This window comes from Ensifer sp. Root423, assembly GCF_001426275.1.
GTDB classification, from domain to species: Bacteria; Pseudomonadota; Alphaproteobacteria; order Rhizobiales; family Rhizobiaceae; genus Ensifer; species Ensifer adhaerens.
Window position 1 is genome coordinate 527,062 of record NZ_LMEG01000045.1, and the last position, 17,919, is coordinate 544,980.

Sequence of the window (17,919 nt, forward strand, 5' to 3'; positions counted from 1 at the left end):
TAGAAAATGTGCCGGACAGGTGCCACGCCTGATGACAGGGGTCAAGCGCTACGGCAGCGGGCGGGCAAATAGACCGCAGCCACACCGACGCGTTCCGACCGCCCTCACTCGCCGTCGCGCTTCAGCCTGTATTCGCCGGTTTCCGGGTCCTGCACCAACGTTCCCTGCGCCCCGGTCTGCTCCTCGCGGCGAGCCTGTTCGCGCTGGCGCGTCAGCTTCTGGGCATCCGCCACGAACTTGCGATAGCCGAGCCAGAAGACGAAACCTGCGATCAGGAGCAGGATGAGTTGCGGCATTTTCCCTCCAAGGACATTTCAGGCCGGGCAGGCATCAAAGCCCGAACCGCGCCCACAATGCCCTTTCCTCGATGGCTTCGGCAAGTCCCGCCGCTGCGGAAGCGGCCATTGGCTCGACCAGAGCACCGGCAATGGCCGCGCCGCTCTGCCGGCGGCCAAAAAGGCTGCGCACCGGCTGGATGAGCTCGAGCCGCGCCTTGTCGCCATAGCGCTTCTTCACCTCGCCGCGCAGATCGCCGAGACTATCGATGATGCCGAGCTCCAGCCCGCGCCGGCCGGTCCAGAAAAGGCCGGAGAAGATATCCGGATCGTCGGCGAGCAGCTGGCCGCGACGGGCCTTGACCATCTGGATGAAGGTATCGTGGATATCGAGCTGCAGGTTCTTCAGGAACGCGATGTCGTTTTCCTTTTCCGGCTGGAACGGATCGAGCATCACCTTGTTTTCGCCAGCGGTATAGACACGCCGCTCGACGCCGATCTTCTTCAGGAGTTCCGGAAAACCGAACCCGCCGGAGACAACGCCGATCGAGCCGACGATCGACGTCGGGTCGGCAATGATCTCGTCGCCGGCAAGCGCGATCATATAGCCGCCGGATGCGGCGACGTCCTCGACGAAGATCAGCACACGCTTTTTCTTCTCCTGGGCGAGATCGCGGATGCGTTGGTAGATCAATCGCGACTGCACAGGGGAGCCGCCAGGCGAATTGACGGAGATCGCGACAGCAGGCGCCTCCTTGATTGCGAAGGCCTTTTCGAGAAGCGGGGCCGCTGTCGCCAGGTTGAGCGCCGGCCGGAACTGACCGCCGCCGGCCATGATCGCGCCGTGGAGCCGGACGACGGGGATCGTCACGCCTTCCTTGCGAAAACGCTTGGGCAACAACCGTCTCAGGAACGCCTTCATTTCAACTCCTGCCTGCTGGGACATGCCATGATTTTGAGCCGGAACGACCGGAAATCATAGACATGACCGCGTCTCATCGGCGAAAAGCGGAATGCTTCGCCGGATCGCCCGCCAGGGGCTCTTCCATGCCATGTATGCACTGATGCGGCGAACGCAATGCCGCATACGGTAAATCAGCGGCGGCGATAGGCGGCGCGGCCATTGTTGAGGTCGTCGACATGGTCTGCGAAGCGATGCCCCTCCTCGTGCATGACGAGCGGGGCGCGGAAGACTAGCCGCTTGCGGCTCTGCTTGATCGCCGTCACCAGGATGCGCACGGCGTTTTCACCGACCCGCGGATGCAGCGCCGTGATCTCGATGCCGCCAAAGCGGCGGCCGCAAGCGGCGATGATCTCGGCGATCGATTCCGGCCGAGCGATCAACGACAGTTGCCCGCCGGGCTTCATGATCGCGCCCGCCGTCTTCACCCAGATCTCGAACAGCCCGTCGCTCATCGCATGGGCCTCGGCCTTGAGCGCATCCGGAGTCTTGCGGTCCGAGGCATCGTTGAAGGGTGGGTTCATGATCACATGATCGAAGCTGTCATCCGCCAGACCCGTCGCGACACGCGCCTTGCCGGTCAGTGAAACGTCGGCCTCAACGACCGAGACGCGCGAGGAAAAACGGGCGTTTTCGGCAAGCGCCAGGCTGCGGCGGGCAAACTCCGCCATAACGGGCGAGCGCTCCACCAGCACCACTTCCGCATCGTCGATCCGCGAGGCGACGGCCATGCCGGCTGCACCCGCGCCCGCACCGAGATCGGCGACCCGGCAGGGACGATCCGATGCAACGAGCGACGCAAGCAGCATGGCGTCCATGCCGGAGCGATGCCCCTGGCCGAGTGGCTGGACGACATGGAACTTGCCGCGGTGAAATGCATCGACGGTTTCGGTCGCAGCCGGCATCGGCTCCGTGCTCAAGGGCGCAACTCCGCCTCGAGCCCGGCATCGATCAGGATCCGGCGCGCCGCGTCCGCGTCTTCCTCGGCGACCAGAAAGCGACGGGGCAAGAGTCCGAGCGAGCCCTCAAGAATGCTCATCCCCTGGTCGGCGATGAGACTTGCGATGCCGGCATCCTTCATCAGGCTCTCGGCAAAGGAGAGCACGACGGCATCGTTGGTACGGATCAATTCCTTCATCCGGCGGTTTTTCCTGTCCTATTTCAGCAAGCGGGACAATTCGCCTCTTGCCGCACGGGACACCCCTTCCTATTGTCGAAAGCGACAATGAAAACAGGAGTCCCGGTGTGGGCGTAGTGATACCGCTGGAAGACAGCAAAAACAAACAGGCGTCCGTAAAGCCGCTCGTTGATCTGACCGCTGCGGACATGGAGCGCGTCAACCAGCTTATCCTGTCGAAGGCCGGCTCCGACGTTCAGATGATTCCCGAGGTCGCCAACCACCTGATTTCTTCGGGCGGCAAGCGCCTGCGCCCGATGCTGACGCTCGCCTCCGCTGCGATGTTCGGCTACGAGGGCGACGCCCACGTCAAGCTCGCAACCAGCGTCGAATTCATGCACACCGCGACGCTTCTCCATGACGACGTCGTTGACGAAAGCGACCTTCGCCGCGGCAAATCCACCGCACGCACGATCTGGGGCAACCAGGCAAGCGTGCTGGTCGGCGACTTCCTGCTCGGCCAGGCCTTCCGCATGATGGTCGATGTCGGCTCGCTTGACGCGCTCGACGTGCTGTCGACCGCAGCTTCGGTCATTGCCGAAGGCGAAGTGCTGCAGCTCTCCGTCGCCAAGAACATGGAAACGACCGAGGACGACTATCTCCAGGTCATCCGTGCCAAGACCGCAGCCCTTTTTGCCGCCGCGGCCGAAGTTGGGCCGATCGTTGCCCAGACCAGCAAATCGGACCGCAACGCGCTGAAATCCTACGGGATGAACCTCGGCCTCGCCTTCCAGCTCGTCGACGACGTGCTCGACTATGGCGGCTCGTCGAGCGACCTCGGCAAGAATGTCGGCGACGACTTCCGCGAGGGCAAGATCACCCTTCCGGTAATCCTCTCCTATCGCCGCGGAACGGCGGAAGACCGTGCCTTCTGGCGCGAGGCGATCGAAGGCGGCGACAGCAGCGACGCGAACCTCGACAAGGCACTCGGCCTGATCAAGCGCTATGGGGGCTTGAGCGACACCATCGCGCGCGCCCAGCATTACGGCACGATTGCCCGCGATGCGCTGGCGCCGCTGCCGGCGTCTCCCTGGAAATCGGCGCTCACCGAAGTCATCGACTTCTGCATCGATCGCGTCAGCTGACGGGCTCCGGGCAGGTCAGAACGAGCGACAGGATTTTCTTGCCGCGTTGCGCCAAAAAAGCCATTCTGTTCCTCAAGAGTTGCGTTGGGCTATATGTGGCTGACTCCGAAAACAACCCTTAGTGGTGCGAAAGCCGAGCAATCGGCGCGAAAGGTTTGACATGCGGCAAAAGACGATTCTCCGCCTCCTCAGCGGCGCAGCACTGCTGGCTCTCGCTGCTGTCAGCGGCGGCTACCCGGCATTTGCCGAGGAGAAGACCGCAGCCGTCGAGGAAACTGAGCCGTTCGACATCAAGTCGGTCAATACCTTTTCCGGCGCGTTTCTCGCTGCCCGCACCGCCGATACGGACCGCGACTTCGCTTCCGCCACAGAACTCTACCGCATCGCGCTGCAGTTCGAGCCGAACAACAACGACGTCAAGCAGCGGCTGATGATCACGCTTCTGATGGCGGGCCAGTTCGACGAAGGCGCGAAGATTGCCGAGCAGTTGAAGTCCGACCCGGCCGTCGAGCGCATCACGACGGTCATTCGCGCGATCGAGGCGATCCGCAAGCGCGAGTATCGCAACGCACAGAAGCTTCTGAACTACCAGGGTCCGAACGATCTCGACCGGCTGATGAACGGCCTGCTTTCGGCCTGGGCGAAATTCGGCCAGGGCAAGCCGAAGGAAGCACTCGCCGAGATCAACGGCCTTGACGGTCCTGAATGGTTCCGCGTGTTCAAGAACTATCATGCGGGCGCGATCGCGGTTGCTGCGGGTGACAAGCAGACGGCGCGCACCAGGCTCAACGATGCCATTCTCGACCGCGAGGGCGGAAGTGCCGCTCCCGACACCTTCATGCGCGCGGTCGAAGCGCTTGCCCGTTTCGAGGCGCGCGAAGGCAACAAGCAGAAGGCGCTCGATACCGTCGCCGTCGGCGAAAACATGGTCAACAACTACACGCCGCTGCAGGCGCTGAGGACCGATATCGAGAATGGTGTTCCGCAGGAACAGCAGGTCAAGAACGCCACCCAGGGCGCTGCGGCCGTGCTCTTCTCGATCGGTGCGGCACTCAACCGCGACGGCGCCGAGGACATCGTCTCGCTCTACCTGCAGACCGCGCGCCGGCTCGACCCTGACAGCGCCGACATCCTGGTCATGCTCGGCGGCATCGCCGAAAACCTGAAGAAACCGAACGAGGCGATCGAACTCTACAAGGCCATTCCCGAGACCTCGCCGATGCGGCGCGTTTCGGAACTACAGCTCGGGCTCAGCCTCGCCAGCATCGGCAAGGTCGACGAGGCGAAGAAGCACCTGAAGGCGCTCATCGACGTCGATCCGAAGAACATCCGCAACTATCTCGCCTATGGCAGCGTGCTTTCCGACGCCAAGGACTACAAGGAGATGGGCGAACTCTACGATCGCGCCGTCGAACAGATCGGCTCCGTCCCGAAGCGCAGCGACTGGACGGTGTTCTTCCAACGCGGCATCGCCTATGAGCGCCAGAAGCTCTGGGACAAGGCCGAGCCGAACTTCCGCAAGGCGCTGGAGCTCAATCCGGACCAGCCGCAGGTGTTGAACTATCTCGGCTATTCCTGGGTCGACATGAACATCAACCTCGAAGAAGGCCTGGAGATGATCCGCAAGGCCGTCGAGTTGAAGCCGGATGACGGCTATATCGTCGATTCCCTCGGCTGGGCCTATTTCCGCATGAACCGCTTCGACGACGCAGTCGTGGAACTGGAGAAGGCGGCCGAACTGATGGCCGGCGACCCGACGATCAACGATCACCTTGGCGACGCCTACTGGCGCGTCGGCCGCAAGCTCGAAGCCGTGTTCCAGTGGACGCAGACGCTCGAACTGAAGCCCGAGGAAGCAGAGATCCCGAAGATCAAGGCAAAGATCGAGAACGGCTTGCCGCCGCTCAAGGAAGCGGTCCCCGCCTCGGCCGATGCCAAGGAAACCGCGCCGAAGAAGGTGACCCCGGAAGCACCGGCGCCGGACAAGAAGTCCTGACCGTTCCATGTCGGAAGGTGACATCGCGGGCTTCGCGCTGACGCGTGCAGCCCCCGCCAAGATCAATCTGGCCCTTCACGTCGTCGGCCAGCGCGCCGACGGCCACCATCTTCTCGAAAGTCTCGTCACTTTTGCCGATTGCGGCGATCGCATCGGTCTCTCGCCGGCGGATGCGGATCGCTTCACGGTTTCGGGCGCGTTTGCCGCCGCGCTGCCGATGGATGCCGGCGCGGGCGGCAACCTGGTTCTAAAGGCACGGGACCTGCTGCGCGCCGAACTGCAGGCACTTGACCCCGACACGGCCGGGCCGGTCCACCTGCATCTCGAGAAGAACCTGCCGCTCGCCTCGGGCATTGGCGGCGGATCCGCGGATGCGGCGGCGACGCTTCTTGGGCTTCTCGATCTTTGGGGCGCGACGATCGAACCCTCCCGCCTCGGCGCCATCGCGCTGCAGCTCGGAGCGGACGTGCCGATGTGTCTTGCCGGCACGCCACTGCTCGCGAAGGGGATCGGCGAGGACATTACGCCGCTTGCGGATTTCCCCGCGCTGCCGGTCGTGCTGGTCAATCCGCTCGTCGCCGTCTCGACGCCGGTTGTCTTCCGGGCCCTCGCCAACAAGACGAACCCGCCGCTCGTTGCGCCTCACAGAGCCGGCACGGCGGCCGAGTGGATTTCTGCGATCGCAACGATGCGCAACGATTTGCAGCTGCCGGCAGAGGGCCTTGAGCCCGTGATCGGCACGGTCTGCAAGGCATTGACCGAAGCCGGATCGGCGCTCACGCGCATGTCGGGCTCAGGCGCCACATGCTTCGGCCTTTTCGACAGCGACGTGCGCGCGGCTGCGACAGCGCGCGCTCTTTCGGAGGCCTACCCCGGGTGGTACGTTCTCGCCTGCAGGACAGTGGGCAAAGGGAAATAGCATGGCCGGTATCGACGAAAAGCGTCCGTTCATTCCTGTCGGGATCGCCATCCTCACGGTCTCCGACACGCGCACGCGCGCCGACGACAAGTCGGGCGACACATTGGAAGCGCGGGTGCGTGACGCCGGCCATCGGCTTGAGGCGCGCGCCATCGTTTCCGACGACAAGACGAAGATCTACGACCAGGTAAAGGCCTGGACGCTCGATCCCAACATCGACGTGGTGATCACGACAGGTGGAACGGGCTTCACCGGGCGGGACGTGACGCCTGAGGCGCTGGAACCGTTGTTCGAGAAGCGCATGGACGGGTTCTCCGAAGTCTTCCACCGTATCTCCTTCGAGAAGATCGGCACCTCGACGATCCAGTCGCGGGCAACTGGCGGCGTTGCCAACGCCACCTTCATCTTCGTCCTTCCGGGTTCGCCCGGTGCCTGCCGTGATGCGTGGGACGGCATCCTCAAGCAACAGCTCGACTATCGGCACATGCCCTGCAATTTCGTGGAGATCATGCCGCGGCTCGACGAGCATCTGAAACGTGGCTGAAGAGCTTGGACCGTTCCGGCTTGGCCGACCTGTTACCTTAGTAACTGACGGTCGCTTCTCCTCTCGTTAGTCTCCAAGCGTTGACACAGCGAGGAACGACCGCCGCACGTTCTATTCCTCGCGCCGCAAGACCCTTCCGCCTCTGTCCCCCAGGCGGAATGCAATGTTGGATACGACGGGTAGCCAGAATGCTGCCCGGATAGAAATCTACCAAACAAGGTCATTTGAGAGCCGCTTGGAGGTGCCGTCCCCCCGGGACTGGCACCTTTAATTTTGCGCGCTACGAACCGGCGTTACCGCCTGGCTTCGACGGCGACCCAGGCCGGAACAAGTTCGGTCGAGAGCTTGCGGACAGAGCGGACATTCGTCATGGCATCCAGGCCCGTATTGCCGCGGGCGGCCGCAAGAGCATCGTTCTTGCGCAGGAGAAAGCCTGTCTCCAGCGGCTTTCCCCGCCGGGTCAGCCGGCGGAAGAAAGGCCTGCGATGCAGTCTCGAACCGGAGAAGCGGGCCGGTGCCTTGTTCATCGACACGTACTCGGCCAGTTCATCGATCCAGCGGCCGATCGGGCGGGCGCCCGGCTCCAGCAACATCAGCCATTCGCCACGCGCCGAACCCACCACATCGGCGAGATCCCAATCCCGGCAGAAACGGCATCCAGCGGCATCGGCCACATCGGACGAACCATCCTTCGAACCATGATCGAGGATGATCACATCGCTGACCAGCCCCTCCACGGCGCCGGCAACCAACACAGCAAGCGTCTGCGCCAGTTCGGCTTCGTTGTCGCGGGTTTCCATGATGATCGTGAGCATGGTTTCTCGTAACGCATCGGCACGGCAATTGCTACATCCAGGACATCGACCGAAGCGGTGCCTTGATCGACAAAACCGAAATTCCAATTTTTTGTTCTTGAATCGTTCTCTCATTCGCGATAGGAAAATAATCAGAACAAAACGGGATCAAATATCTGATTCCGGGGAGATTCCAATGACCGAGCTGTCTCAGATCAGGCAGGGTGCCCTTGCGCCCGCCAACACGGCAGATGTGGCCGAAGCGATGATGAGCGCAACGGGCCTCCGGATCGACATCGATCGCCGCCGGGGGCGCGGCGCCGGGATCAACATGTCCGGCAGGTTCGAACCGCGCAGCCGCGAGACGTTCGACGACGGTTGGGAAAGCCTGGAGGATCTGCCGCCGTTCAAGACCGAGGTTCAGGTCGAGAAGCCGCGCACGGTGATCACGAGGAACGAGTCTCCCGACATCTCCTTCGACCGCTCGATCAATCCCTATCGCGGCTGCGAGCATGGTTGCATCTATTGCTTCGCCCGCCCCACGCACGCGTATATGGGCCTATCGGCCGGCCTCGACTTCGAAGCGAAGCTGTTTGCCAAGCCGGATGCACCGCGACTTCTGGAGCGCGAACTGGCGCGGCAGGACTACAAGGTGAGGCCGATCGCCATCGGCACCAACACCGACCCCTATCAGCCGATCGAGAAGGAGTGGCGCATCATGCGCCAGATCCTCGAGGTGCTGCGGGACGCCAACCATCCGGTCATGATCGTCACCAAATCAGCGATGGTCACCCGCGATATCGATATCCTGGCGCCGATGGCGGAAAAGGGACTGGTTCGCGTCGGCATCTCCGTCACGACACTCGACCGGAAGCTCGCCCGCACGATGGAGCCGCGGGCCTCTACGCCGAGCAAGCGGCTGGAGGCGATACGCATGCTTGCCGAAGCGGGCATCCCGGCCGGTGTTCTCGTTTCCCCTATCATTCCGGCGCTGAACGACCACGAGATCGAGCGCGTGCTCGAAGGAGCAAGGACAGCCGGAGCAACGGAAGCAAGCTATGTCCTGCTGCGGCTGCCGCTCGAGGTCAGCCCGCTCTTTCGCGACTGGCTGCTGCGCAATTATCCGGACCGCTACCGGCACGTCATGTCGCTCATCCGCTCCATGCGTGGCGGCAAGGACTATGACGCCGAATTCGGCAAACGCATGAAGGGCGCCGGCCCCTATGCGTGGCAGATTGGCCGCCGCTTCGACTTGGCGGTCAAGCGCCTCGGCTTCAACCCGACGCGCCGGCAGCTGCGCGACGATCTCTTCGTGCCGCCGCTCGGAACGGGGGTGCAGCTCTCGCTTCTTTGAAGGCTTTCCGATCGCCTGGTAGCATCCGCAATTCGTAATCGGCGCGCAGCGAGAGATGATCGCCCCGCACCGCCAGGCGAACCCGATAGCGGGCGCCTCAGATCGCATAGCAGTTCCGGTGCCCCTTACCCGCCGTGGGCCCCGGTAATCCCCCGTCCGCCGCCGCACTCGGACTTGGGGGCTTGAAGAGAATCGGTCGATCATGCGAATTAGACTTATGTCTCGCAGATCGTCCGATTCTCCCCTTTTTCCCGATATCATCGAAGCGCCCGATTTCAGTTTCGAGCTTTCGGCCAAGGGCGATGGCTTCTGGCCGGTCGCCGGAGCGGATGAGGCCGGGCGTGGGCCGCTCGCGGGACCGGTGGTCGCCGCCGCCGTCATCCTCGATCCGGACGCCATTCCCGCGGGCCTCGACGACAGCAAGAAGCTGACGGCGCAGGCGCGCGAAAAACTGTTCGAAGAAATCCTCGCCACGTCCGAAGTGTCGATCGCCTCGGCTTCGGCCGGCACGATCGACGCCACCGACATCCGCAAGGCAAGCCTTGAAGCCATGCGGCGCGCCGTGGCCGGCCTGCCCTCGAACGCACGCTTCGTGCTCGTCGACGGCCGTGACGTGCCGCCCGGCCTCACCTGCCACGCCAAGGCGGTCGTCAAGGGCGATGCGCGGTCGCTGTCGATCGCCGCCGCTTCGATCGTCGCCAAGGTCACCCGCGACCGCATGATGGCCCGTGCCGATCTCGCACATCCCGGCTACGGCTTCGCGCTCCATGCCGGCTATGCGACGGTGACCCACCGTCGCGCCATCGAGACCCACGGCCCCTGCCCGCTGCACCGCATGAGCTTCCGGCCGCTGCGCCGGGACGACTAACCTTTGCGCAATCCCTGACCAGCGCTACGCAGGCGTTTTCGGTTCCGCTTCCGACATATCTCGTCAACAGCTTTTCTCGCGTCAAAAGCCATACCGGCGGCGCGCGTGCTGACGTGCGCTACGCTAGCCCTTGAACACTGGTCCTACTTCGGCGGCCGAACCTGATGTGGCGAAACGCCTACGCAAATCTCTGACGGAGGCTGGCGCCACCCATTGTTCGGGCCAGCGCGTTCTCTGCAGACAGGCATAAAAAAAGCCCCGCACGAAGCGGGGCTTTCTTCAATCGAATGTCCGAGCGCTTAGTTCAAGCGTGCCTTGACGTCGCCAAGTGCCTTCTTGAACAGATCGCTCTGGGCGCCGGCGTCCGCCTTGGCGGCAATGACCTTCTCGGCAGCGGCGATCGCGAGATCGACGGCAGCGGAACGAACCGCGTTGATCGCGTCGCTTTCGGCCTGCTTGATCTTCTGTTCCGAAAGAGCCGTGCGACGAACGACGTATTCCTCGGTCTTCTGCTTGGCTTCCGCGGTCAGCATTTCGGCTTCGCGCTGGGCGGCAGCGACGATGCCGGCAGCTTCCGCTTCGGCATCCTTGCGCTTGCGCTGGTACTCAGCGACGAGGCCCTGTGCTTCTTCGCGCAGGCGCTTGGCTTCGGTCAGCTCGTTGCCGATCTTTTCGGCGCGGGCGTCGAGCGCCTTGCCGACCATGCCCGGAACCTTGAGATAGGCAATCAGGACGAAGAACAGGATCAGGCCAACGAAGGCATAGAAAGTTGCATCAAGATGCATAGTTCAGTGCTCCTCAGTTGCCAGCCGATGCCTTGACGGCAGCGGTGATCTCGGCCTTGGTGACGGTTCCGCCGATCAGCTGCTTGACGACAGCCGTTGCGGTTTCCTCGGCGATGGCGCCGACGTCGGCCAGTGCTTTTGCCTTGATGTCGGCGATGCGGTCTTCTGCAGCCGAGATCTTCTTGGCAAGGTCGGCTTCGACGGCGGTGCGGTCAGCATTGGCCTTGGCTTTTGCGGATTCGCGGGCGTCGTCGGCGATCTTGTGACCCTTGGACTTGGCGGCTGCCAGGTCCTGCTCGTAGGAAGCGATGGCAGCGTCGGCTTCGCCCTTGAGGCGGGACGCTTCATCGAGATCCTGAGCGATCCGATCGTGACGGGTTTCCAGAATTCCGCCGATGCGCGGAATGATGACCTTCGACATCAGGAGATAGAAGAGGCCGAACGTGATCGCGAGCCAAAGCAGCTGCGATGCGAAATGGGTCGTATCGAAGGGCGGGAACACGCCGGAGCCAGCCTCGCCTTCGTGAGCCACACCCGTTTCGGTGTGCACCTCACCGGCCGCAGCGGCATCGTGTGCTTCGGCGCCTTCAGTGGTGGTTGACTGCTGGGCATAAGCCGCGGTCACAAACATGCTCACCTCCAGGTGCACTCAAGAATATGCGCGGCCGCGACCTTTTGACGGGTCGCGGCCGAAACTCCAGCCGATATTAGACGGCGAAGAGGAGGAGCAGGGCTACGAGCAGCGAGAAGATGCCCAGAGCTTCCGTAACGGCGAAGCCGAATACGAGGCGGCCGAACTGGCCGTCAGCAGCCGACGGGTTACGCAGCGCGCCAGAGAGGTAGCTGCCGAAGATGTTGCCGAGGCCGAGAGCCGTGCCGGCCATGCCGAGGCAAGCGAGACCTGCGCCGATGTACTTTGCTGCTTCCGCTTCCATGTTTGAACTCCTTCGAATGGTGTTGCGGCTTAGGATTGCGCTTCCGGCGGAGATCCGGCCGGAAGCAAGCGACTGTTATTCCTTAGTGGCTTCCGGGATGGACAGCGTCGTTGAGGTACATGCAAGTCAGTACCGCGAAGACATAGGCCTGGAGGAAGCAGACGAGGAACTCAAGACCGGTAATGGCGACGGTCATGATGAGCGGCAGGATGGCGCCACCGATGCCGACCGCGCCGAGGGCGCTGAGCGAGGTGACGAAGCCTGCGAAGACCTTCAGCGTGATGTGCCCGGCCAGCATGTTGGCGAAAAGACGGACCGAGAGGCTGATGGGGCGGGAAAGGAACGAGATGACTTCGATCGCGACGACGAGCGGCAGAAGGACGCCAGGAACGCCATGCGGCACGAAGAGCTTCAGGAAGCCGAGACCGTGCTTGTAGAAACCGTAGAGAATGACGGTACCGATGACGAACAGCGCCAGAGCGAAAGTGACGATGATCTGGCTGGTGACCGTGAAGAAGTAGGGCATCATGCCGAGCAGGTTCGCCGTCAGGATGAACATGAACAGCGAGAACACCATCGGGAAGAACTTCATGCCGCCGCTGCCGGCACCTTCGCGCAGCATCGAGGCGATGAATTCGTAGGACATTTCCGAGACCGACTGCATGCGGGTCGGGATAAGACCGCGCTGCGACGTCGTCAGATAAAGAAAGCCTGCGGCAACACCCACGGTCGCAGCCATGAACAGCGACGCATTGGTGAAGGAAAAGTCCATTCCGCCAATTTCGATCGGGACAATCTTATTGACCAGGAACTGGTGGGTCGGATCGTTTGACACCGCGCTTCTCTTTCGTTCTACCCGCCCGAGAGCGGAAACCGTTTTCTTCGGGGCAACGCCTCAGCGGGCGTCGCCGTCCTTCTTGTCATTCCCAGAACCGCCTCTTCCGGCTTCCGGTGTCGCCACCATACCGGCCGAGCGCAGCACATTCAGCACGCCAGCGCAGAAGCCGAGAAGCAGGAAGATAATCAATCCCCACGGCCCTGTACCCGCAAAGTGGTCCAAAAGATAGCCCAGAAACGCCCCGACAACGATGCCGGCGATGAACTCGCTCGAGAGCTTCATCGCCGCCGCATAACCTTTACGGCTTTCGGCGGCCCTGGCTTCCGCTACATCAGGCGTATTGGGCCTCTTGGCCTCAATCTTGTCGCCGAGCTGCTTCAGCCGCGCTTCCAGACTTTCTTCAGGTTTCTCCGCCACGTGGCTACTCCCTTGTCGTCCTTATCGGGTCTCAGACCGCGATTTCGGTCATACAATAGGCCTTCGCACAAGCCACGTTTCGGCCCCATTTGAAGTCGCGCGCAACATAGTTTTAGGCACCCGCATAGTCAAGGCGTGCAGGTCGCTTGATCGTGGACAATGTTTTCCATGAAATTCAATGGGTTAAGCACACGTTCATCGATCTTCGACAAGGTCGCGGCAGGATTCCGGCCGGAGACCGGCGGGAATCCCCCCTTCCGCGTGTGCGCAGGAAAGGCGGCGGAATCGCGTCGGGCGCGGATCAGCTCCAGCCGCCGCCATAGGTGCGATAGAATATATGCATGCCGATCTTGCCGACCCGCTTCATCGTCTTCGCCCACGGCGGATTGACGTAGGTTGCGTGGTAATGGGTGGCAGAGCCCACTTCCGGCAGCCAGATCTTGCCGGCGGTGACGGCCATCGCAACTTCCTTGGCGGTCTTCCAGTGCGAGCGGGAATAAATAAGGTCGCGGATCATGTCGCAGGCGAAGGAAAACTGGCAACGGTTGCGCCAGGCCTTGTTCTGATAAACAACGCCGCAGATGGTCTTCGGATAGGTGGGATTGCGCACGCGATTGAGAATCACTTGCGCGACCGCGGCCTGACCCTTGAGCGGCTCGCTACGGGCTTCGAAGTAGATGCCTTCAGCCAGGCAGGTCTGCTCTTCCTTGCTGAAGACCGACCCCGGCAATGCGGTGGCGGCCCAGGCGTGGTCGTCCGGCGCAATCTCGGGAATGAAGCGACCGGCGTTCCTGTCTTCGCGCAGGATCGAATCGAAGGGCGATTCACGCGCGTAGTCCGGCTCGGGCCGGACGTAAGCAGTCGCAAGAATGTCGGGGCGATCGTTGGTAACGAGCTTGGCCAGCATCGGCGAAACGCCGGGCTCCGCCTTTGGCGGCGTCTTCCGGTAGAAGGCGGTGGCGATCTCGATCTCCTTGCCTTCGATGCGGGACTTGGCGAAGACCATCTTCTCCCCCTCCCCCAGGCTTGGCTCCATCAGGGAGCTGGTGCGCTGCAGGATGGAGCCGGCGGAGAAATCCTTGGGCGGCGTTACCGGGGTCACGGCAACGACGCGACCCTTCTTGGCCTGACGGTTGACGCGGTCTTCGTCGGGCGTGCCCGAATGTTTGGTTTCCGCGGTCAGCGCGACGCGGCTGCCGTCCGGCATGGTGATGCCGGCGCCGCCGTCAAGCGCGCCCGTGGTGACCGGATCGGCAAACACCATTTCGGCTTCGTGGATCGAGCCGGCCGGCGACGGCGTCATATACATGCGCCAGCGCTCGCCGCCCCGGTTGATGCCGGACAGGAAGGTCGCGAGGTCGGCATAGGCCACAGACGAGGGAAAGCCGAGATAAAGCGCAAGGCCGATGATCGCGGGCGCCATCCAGGCGGACGGGTTCAGGCGAGACTTTAGACGCAGGTTCCGACTCTTACGCACCAACCGACTCCACGCAACGCTATCAGGCGGCACGGCTTCGCCCGCGCCGGCTATGCGCCAGCGTCGAGAATTCCGCGCGGGAAGATTAGACAATCAAGCAGCCGGACACTTCGCCGGGACCGCTCCGTTCGTGCTTTGAAAATGAAGCATTAACCTTGATGTTTGGTTAATGCGCGATCGCTGAAAGGTGGATGCCCCCACAACGCAACGAAGCCGCCTCCCCATCGGAAGGCGGCTTCGTTGCGTTGTATATCCGGCCCATCCCGCGGCCCGGCCAAGGACCGGGCAAACGTCAGATGATCACGTGCGAGCCGAGTTCGACCACGCGGTTGGTTGGCAGGCGGAAGTAGTCCGACGGATCGATTGCCGCATTCGCAAGCGCGATGAACAACCGGTCCTGCCAGTGCGGCATGCCGCTCTCGGCATCGGGCACGAGCTTGCGGCGGCCGAGATAGAAGGACGTCGACATGATGTCGAACTTCAGGCCCGACTTGCGGAAGAGACCGAGCGCCTGCGAGACGTTCTGCGTTTCCATGAAGCCGAAGCGCATTTCGAGCAATGTGAACCGGTCCGACAACGGCTGCATGCTCACCCGTTCCGACTTCGGCACCTTCGGCGTATTGGCCGTGCGGATCGTCAGGATGAAGTTCTGATTGTGCAGCACGTGGTTGTGCTTGATGTTGTGGAGCAGTGCGGCCGGCGTCGATTCCGGATCGCTCGTCAGGAACACGGCGGTTCCGGGCACGGCCACCGGCGCATGTTCGCTCTTGCGCTCGATCGACTTGATGAAGCTCGCCAGCGGAATGTCGATGTGGCGGGTCTTGGCGTGCAGGATTTCGGTGCCGCGCCGCCAGGTCCACATGATGATGATGAAGGTGGCGGCGATCAGCACCGGAACGTAGCCGCCGTCGTGGATCTTCAGCATGTTGGCGCCGAGGAAGATGAACTCCAGCGCGAAGAGCGGCAACAGCACAGCGGCGGCCGCAAGCGCCGACCAGTTCCAGCGCATGCGCAGGAACTCGAAGGAAAGCACCGTCGTCACCACCATCGCGCCGGTCACCGAGATGCCGTAGGCGGTCGCCAGCGATTCGGACGAACCGAAGACGAAGACCAGCGCCATGACGCCGAACATCAGGAGCGTGTTGACGTTCGGCAGGTAGATCTGGCCAGTATGGGTCTCGGACGTATGGAAGATCGCCATGCGCGGCAGGAAGCCGAGATGGATCGCCTGGCGCGTCAGCGAGAAGGCACCGGTTATCACCGCCTGGCTGGCGATGATGGTTGCCGCCGTCGCCAGAATGACCACTGGCAGCAGTGCCCATTTCGGGAACATCAGGAAGAACGGGTCGGACATCGCTTCCGGGTTCTTCAGGACGAAGGCGCCCTGGCCGAGATAGTTAAGGGTCAATGCCGGAAAGACGATCAGGAACCAGGCCCACTGGATCGGCCGGCGGCCGAAATGGCCAAGGTCGGCGTAGAGCGCCTCTGCACCGGTCACCGTCAGGAAGACGGCGCCGAGCACGATGATGCCGACATAGCCTTCGCTGAGCATGAAGCTCACGGCGTAGTAGGGATTGAAGGCCTTGAAGATCGATAAGTCGTCGGAGATGTGCACGAAACCGATGCCGCCCATCACCAGAAACCAGACGAGCGTGATCGGACCGAAGAAATTCGAGACCGCCGCGGTTCCCTTCGACTGCACCGCAAAGAGCATCAACAGGATGACCACCGCGATCGGCACGACATATTCCGACAGCGCCGGCGTCACCAGCTTCAGACCTTCGACCGCCGAAAGAACCGACAGCGCCGGCGTGATCATCGCGTCGCCGATAAAGAGCGCGGCGCCGGCAATGCCCATGAAGAAGAGGATGGCGGCGTGGCCGTTGGCGGACTTCATCAACAGGGCAAGCAGCGACAGCGTACCGCCCTCCCCCTGGTTGTCAGCGCGCAGAAGAAACAGCACGTATTTGATCGTGACGATGATCGTCAGCGTCCAGATCATCAGCGAGATCAGGCCGATGATCTCCGCATCGGTCACACCGTCATGGGAAACCGGGCGCAACGCTTCGCGAAAGGCATAGAGCGGGCTGGTGCCGATATCGCCATAGACGACACCGATCGAACCAAGCCCGAGAACCAGCAGACGGCGCAGGTCCTTCGGCTCATGAGTGGAAGGGGCATGCGATTGGGTCATGCAAACCTACTGGCGTTCAAAGCCAGCCTTTCCAGCGGAAAAAGAAAAAGGGGATCACGGCCGATATCACCATCGCCGCGATCGCCCAGGGATAACCGAATTGCCATTCCAGCTCGGGCATGACGCGGAAGTTCATGCCGTAGACAGAGGCGACCAGCGTCGGCGGCAGAAGCACGACCGACGCGATCGAGAAGATCTTGATGATGGCGTTCTGCTCGACGTTGATCAGGCCGAGCGATGCATCGAGCAGGAAGGTAATGTTGCCGGAAATGAACCCGGCATGTTCGGACAGCGATTGGATGTCGCGCGAAATCGAGCGGCAGAGTTCGCGCGTTTCCTTGTCGTCCTGCACCTGCGGAACGGTGTAGACGAATGTCAGCAGGCGCGAGAGCGAGGCGAGGCTGTCGCGGGTCTTGGCGACCAGACGATGATGCCCGGCAACGTCGCGCAGGCGCGCCTCGAGAAAATGCGGCGGGCGGCGCTTGCCGGCGGCCTTGTCGCCGAAGACGGCGATCGACAGATCGTCGATCTTGGTCACGGCCTCTTCGAGAATTTCGGCGGTCCGGTCGGCGATCGTTTCCAGGAGCCGGGTCAAAACCACCGCGCCGTCTCGGCAATTTCCGGGGAAGCGGTGCATCGACGCCTTGAAGAGGGCGAAGGATCGGGGCTCGGCATAGCGGATGGTGACGAGCCGGCTACCCGCCAGGATGAAGCCGATGTCGGTCAGGCCGGGTATCTCCGTGTCCGAACGAAACACCAGTGACGCCGTCATGAACACGGCGTTCTCCTCGATATAGAGACGGCTCGAAGGCTCGATGTCCTTGAGGTCGTCGCGCGTCGGGATGGAAATGCCGAGCAGCTTTTCCATCATCAGATCTTCCGCCTTGTTCGGCTCGACCAGATCCAGCCAGATGAGGTCCGAACGCAAGCTCTCGGGCGGGTCGGCGGGCGTCAGGACGACGGCCGTGCCATCGGCGCAATAGCCGGTGATCATGCGAGCGTCCTCGTCATGCCAACCTTAGGGTCGAATGGAAGAGGCGAAAGGTCGTGCGCCACAAAATACCCACAATAGAGATCCATCGGATGGGACGTTCCGCCAGTCAGGACAAAGTCTTCAACTCAGTCATCGCGAGAGGCCAAGATCTCGGGCGAGAGGGCGTCAAGTTGGGCACCTTCGCAAGTGCGGCAAGGCATATGGCGCAACGCAAACGCAAAATCAATGCCCTCTTGCAATCCGGCACGCGGGCATGCGCCGCCAGTTCGGCGCCACCCTATAGCATGTTTGCTTAAATCAAAACCG

Annotated in this window: 19 protein-coding genes; 6 read left to right on the forward strand and 13 right to left on the reverse strand. The window is 62.4% G+C overall.

Translation table 11 applies throughout. The features are described 5' to 3' along the window. Positions 1-104: 104 nt before the first annotated feature. From ASD01_RS31185 to ASD01_RS31200, 4 genes are all read right to left on the reverse strand, one after another. On the reverse strand, positions 105-296 hold the full coding sequence (locus ASD01_RS31185; protein ID WP_034801076.1) for a membrane protein: 192 nt from the start codon (positions 294-296) through the stop codon (positions 105-107). Positions 297-330: 34 nt separating this feature from the next. Then, entirely contained in the window at positions 331-1,197 is an 867-nt protein-coding gene (locus ASD01_RS31190; RefSeq protein WP_034801074.1) for a S49 family peptidase, read from the reverse strand. Positions 1,198-1,370: 173 nt separating this feature from the next. After that, entirely contained in the window at positions 1,371-2,141 is a 771-nt protein-coding gene (locus ASD01_RS31195) for a tRNA1(Val) (adenine(37)-N6)-methyltransferase (RefSeq protein ID WP_034801071.1), read from the reverse strand. 11 nt (positions 2,142-2,152) lie between these two features. Further along, the gene (locus ASD01_RS31200) at positions 2,153-2,374 is read right to left on the reverse strand and encodes a putative signal transducing protein (RefSeq protein WP_034801069.1); all 222 of its coding nucleotides are present in this window, start codon (positions 2,372-2,374) and stop codon (positions 2,153-2,155) included. A 107-nt stretch (positions 2,375-2,481) separates the two neighbouring features. Between ASD01_RS31200 and ASD01_RS31205 the strand changes: the two genes are divergently transcribed. The 4 genes from ASD01_RS31205 to moaB all read left to right on the forward strand — a co-directional run bounded on the left by ASD01_RS31205 (position 2,482) and on the right by moaB (position 6,957). Beyond that, positions 2,482-3,498 carry a polyprenyl synthetase family protein gene (locus tag ASD01_RS31205; RefSeq protein ID WP_034801067.1) on the forward strand — a complete coding sequence of 339 codons (1,017 nt, stop codon included), beginning with the start codon at positions 2,482-2,484 and terminating at the stop codon, positions 3,496-3,498. 160 nt (positions 3,499-3,658) lie between these two features. Continuing rightward, positions 3,659-5,494 carry a tetratricopeptide repeat protein gene (locus ASD01_RS31210; protein WP_060644846.1) on the forward strand — a complete coding sequence of 612 codons (1,836 nt, stop codon included), beginning with the start codon at positions 3,659-3,661 and terminating at the stop codon, positions 5,492-5,494. Between the two features lie 7 nt (positions 5,495-5,501). Continuing rightward, a complete protein-coding gene (locus tag ASD01_RS31215) occupies positions 5,502-6,413 on the forward strand; it encodes a 4-(cytidine 5'-diphospho)-2-C-methyl-D-erythritol kinase (protein ID WP_034801062.1) in 912 nt (303 codons plus the stop codon). 1 nt (position 6,414) lies between these two features. Continuing rightward, on the forward strand, positions 6,415-6,957 hold the full coding sequence (moaB, locus tag ASD01_RS31220; RefSeq protein ID WP_034801059.1) for a molybdenum cofactor biosynthesis protein B: 543 nt from the start codon (positions 6,415-6,417) through the stop codon (positions 6,955-6,957). A 293-nt stretch (positions 6,958-7,250) separates the two neighbouring features. Here the strand turns inward: moaB and ASD01_RS31225 are convergent, their stop codons facing one another. Next, on the reverse strand, positions 7,251-7,772 hold the full coding sequence (locus tag ASD01_RS31225; protein ID WP_034801056.1) for a glycosyltransferase family protein: 522 nt from the start codon (positions 7,770-7,772) through the stop codon (positions 7,251-7,253). Between the two features lie 175 nt (positions 7,773-7,947). Here ASD01_RS31225 and ASD01_RS31230 point away from each other — a divergent pair, with 175 nt between their 5' ends. Further along, complete coding sequence (locus ASD01_RS31230) at positions 7,948-9,105, forward strand: PA0069 family radical SAM protein (RefSeq protein WP_034801053.1); 1,158 nt, start codon at positions 7,948-7,950, stop codon at positions 9,103-9,105. A 217-nt stretch (positions 9,106-9,322) separates the two neighbouring features. Further along, positions 9,323-9,973 (forward strand): ribonuclease HII, encoded by a 651-nt coding sequence (locus tag ASD01_RS31235; protein WP_034801051.1) that lies wholly within the window; start codon positions 9,323-9,325, stop codon positions 9,971-9,973. A 299-nt stretch (positions 9,974-10,272) separates the two neighbouring features. Here ASD01_RS31235 and ASD01_RS31240 read toward each other — a convergent pair whose 3' ends face one another. From ASD01_RS31240 to ASD01_RS31275, 8 genes are all read right to left on the reverse strand, one after another. Continuing rightward, entirely contained in the window at positions 10,273-10,758 is a 486-nt protein-coding gene (locus ASD01_RS31240) for a F0F1 ATP synthase subunit B (RefSeq protein WP_034801048.1), read from the reverse strand. Positions 10,759-10,771: 13 nt separating this feature from the next. Continuing rightward, a complete protein-coding gene (locus ASD01_RS31245; protein ID WP_034801046.1) occupies positions 10,772-11,389 on the reverse strand; it encodes a F0F1 ATP synthase subunit B in 618 nt (205 codons plus the stop codon). Between the two features lie 76 nt (positions 11,390-11,465). Continuing rightward, positions 11,466-11,693 (reverse strand): F0F1 ATP synthase subunit C, encoded by a 228-nt coding sequence (locus ASD01_RS31250; RefSeq protein ID WP_025426100.1) that lies wholly within the window; start codon positions 11,691-11,693, stop codon positions 11,466-11,468. A gap of 82 nt (positions 11,694-11,775) precedes the next feature. Beyond that, the gene (locus ASD01_RS31255; protein WP_034801044.1) at positions 11,776-12,528 is read right to left on the reverse strand and encodes a F0F1 ATP synthase subunit A; all 753 of its coding nucleotides are present in this window, start codon (positions 12,526-12,528) and stop codon (positions 11,776-11,778) included. A 60-nt stretch (positions 12,529-12,588) separates the two neighbouring features. Next, complete coding sequence (locus ASD01_RS31260) at positions 12,589-12,948, reverse strand: AtpZ/AtpI family protein (RefSeq protein WP_034801042.1); 360 nt, start codon at positions 12,946-12,948, stop codon at positions 12,589-12,591. Positions 12,949-13,249: 301 nt separating this feature from the next. Beyond that, on the reverse strand, positions 13,250-14,371 hold the full coding sequence (locus tag ASD01_RS31265) for a cell wall hydrolase (protein WP_051659572.1): 1,122 nt from the start codon (positions 14,369-14,371) through the stop codon (positions 13,250-13,252). 346 nt (positions 14,372-14,717) lie between these two features. Next, positions 14,718-16,619 (reverse strand): potassium transporter Kup, encoded by a 1,902-nt coding sequence (locus tag ASD01_RS31270; RefSeq protein WP_034801041.1) that lies wholly within the window; start codon positions 16,617-16,619, stop codon positions 14,718-14,720. A gap of 16 nt (positions 16,620-16,635) precedes the next feature. Further along, positions 16,636-17,613 (reverse strand): magnesium transporter CorA family protein, encoded by a 978-nt coding sequence (locus ASD01_RS31275; RefSeq protein ID WP_034801039.1) that lies wholly within the window; start codon positions 17,611-17,613, stop codon positions 16,636-16,638. Positions 17,614-17,919 lie beyond the last annotated feature (306 nt).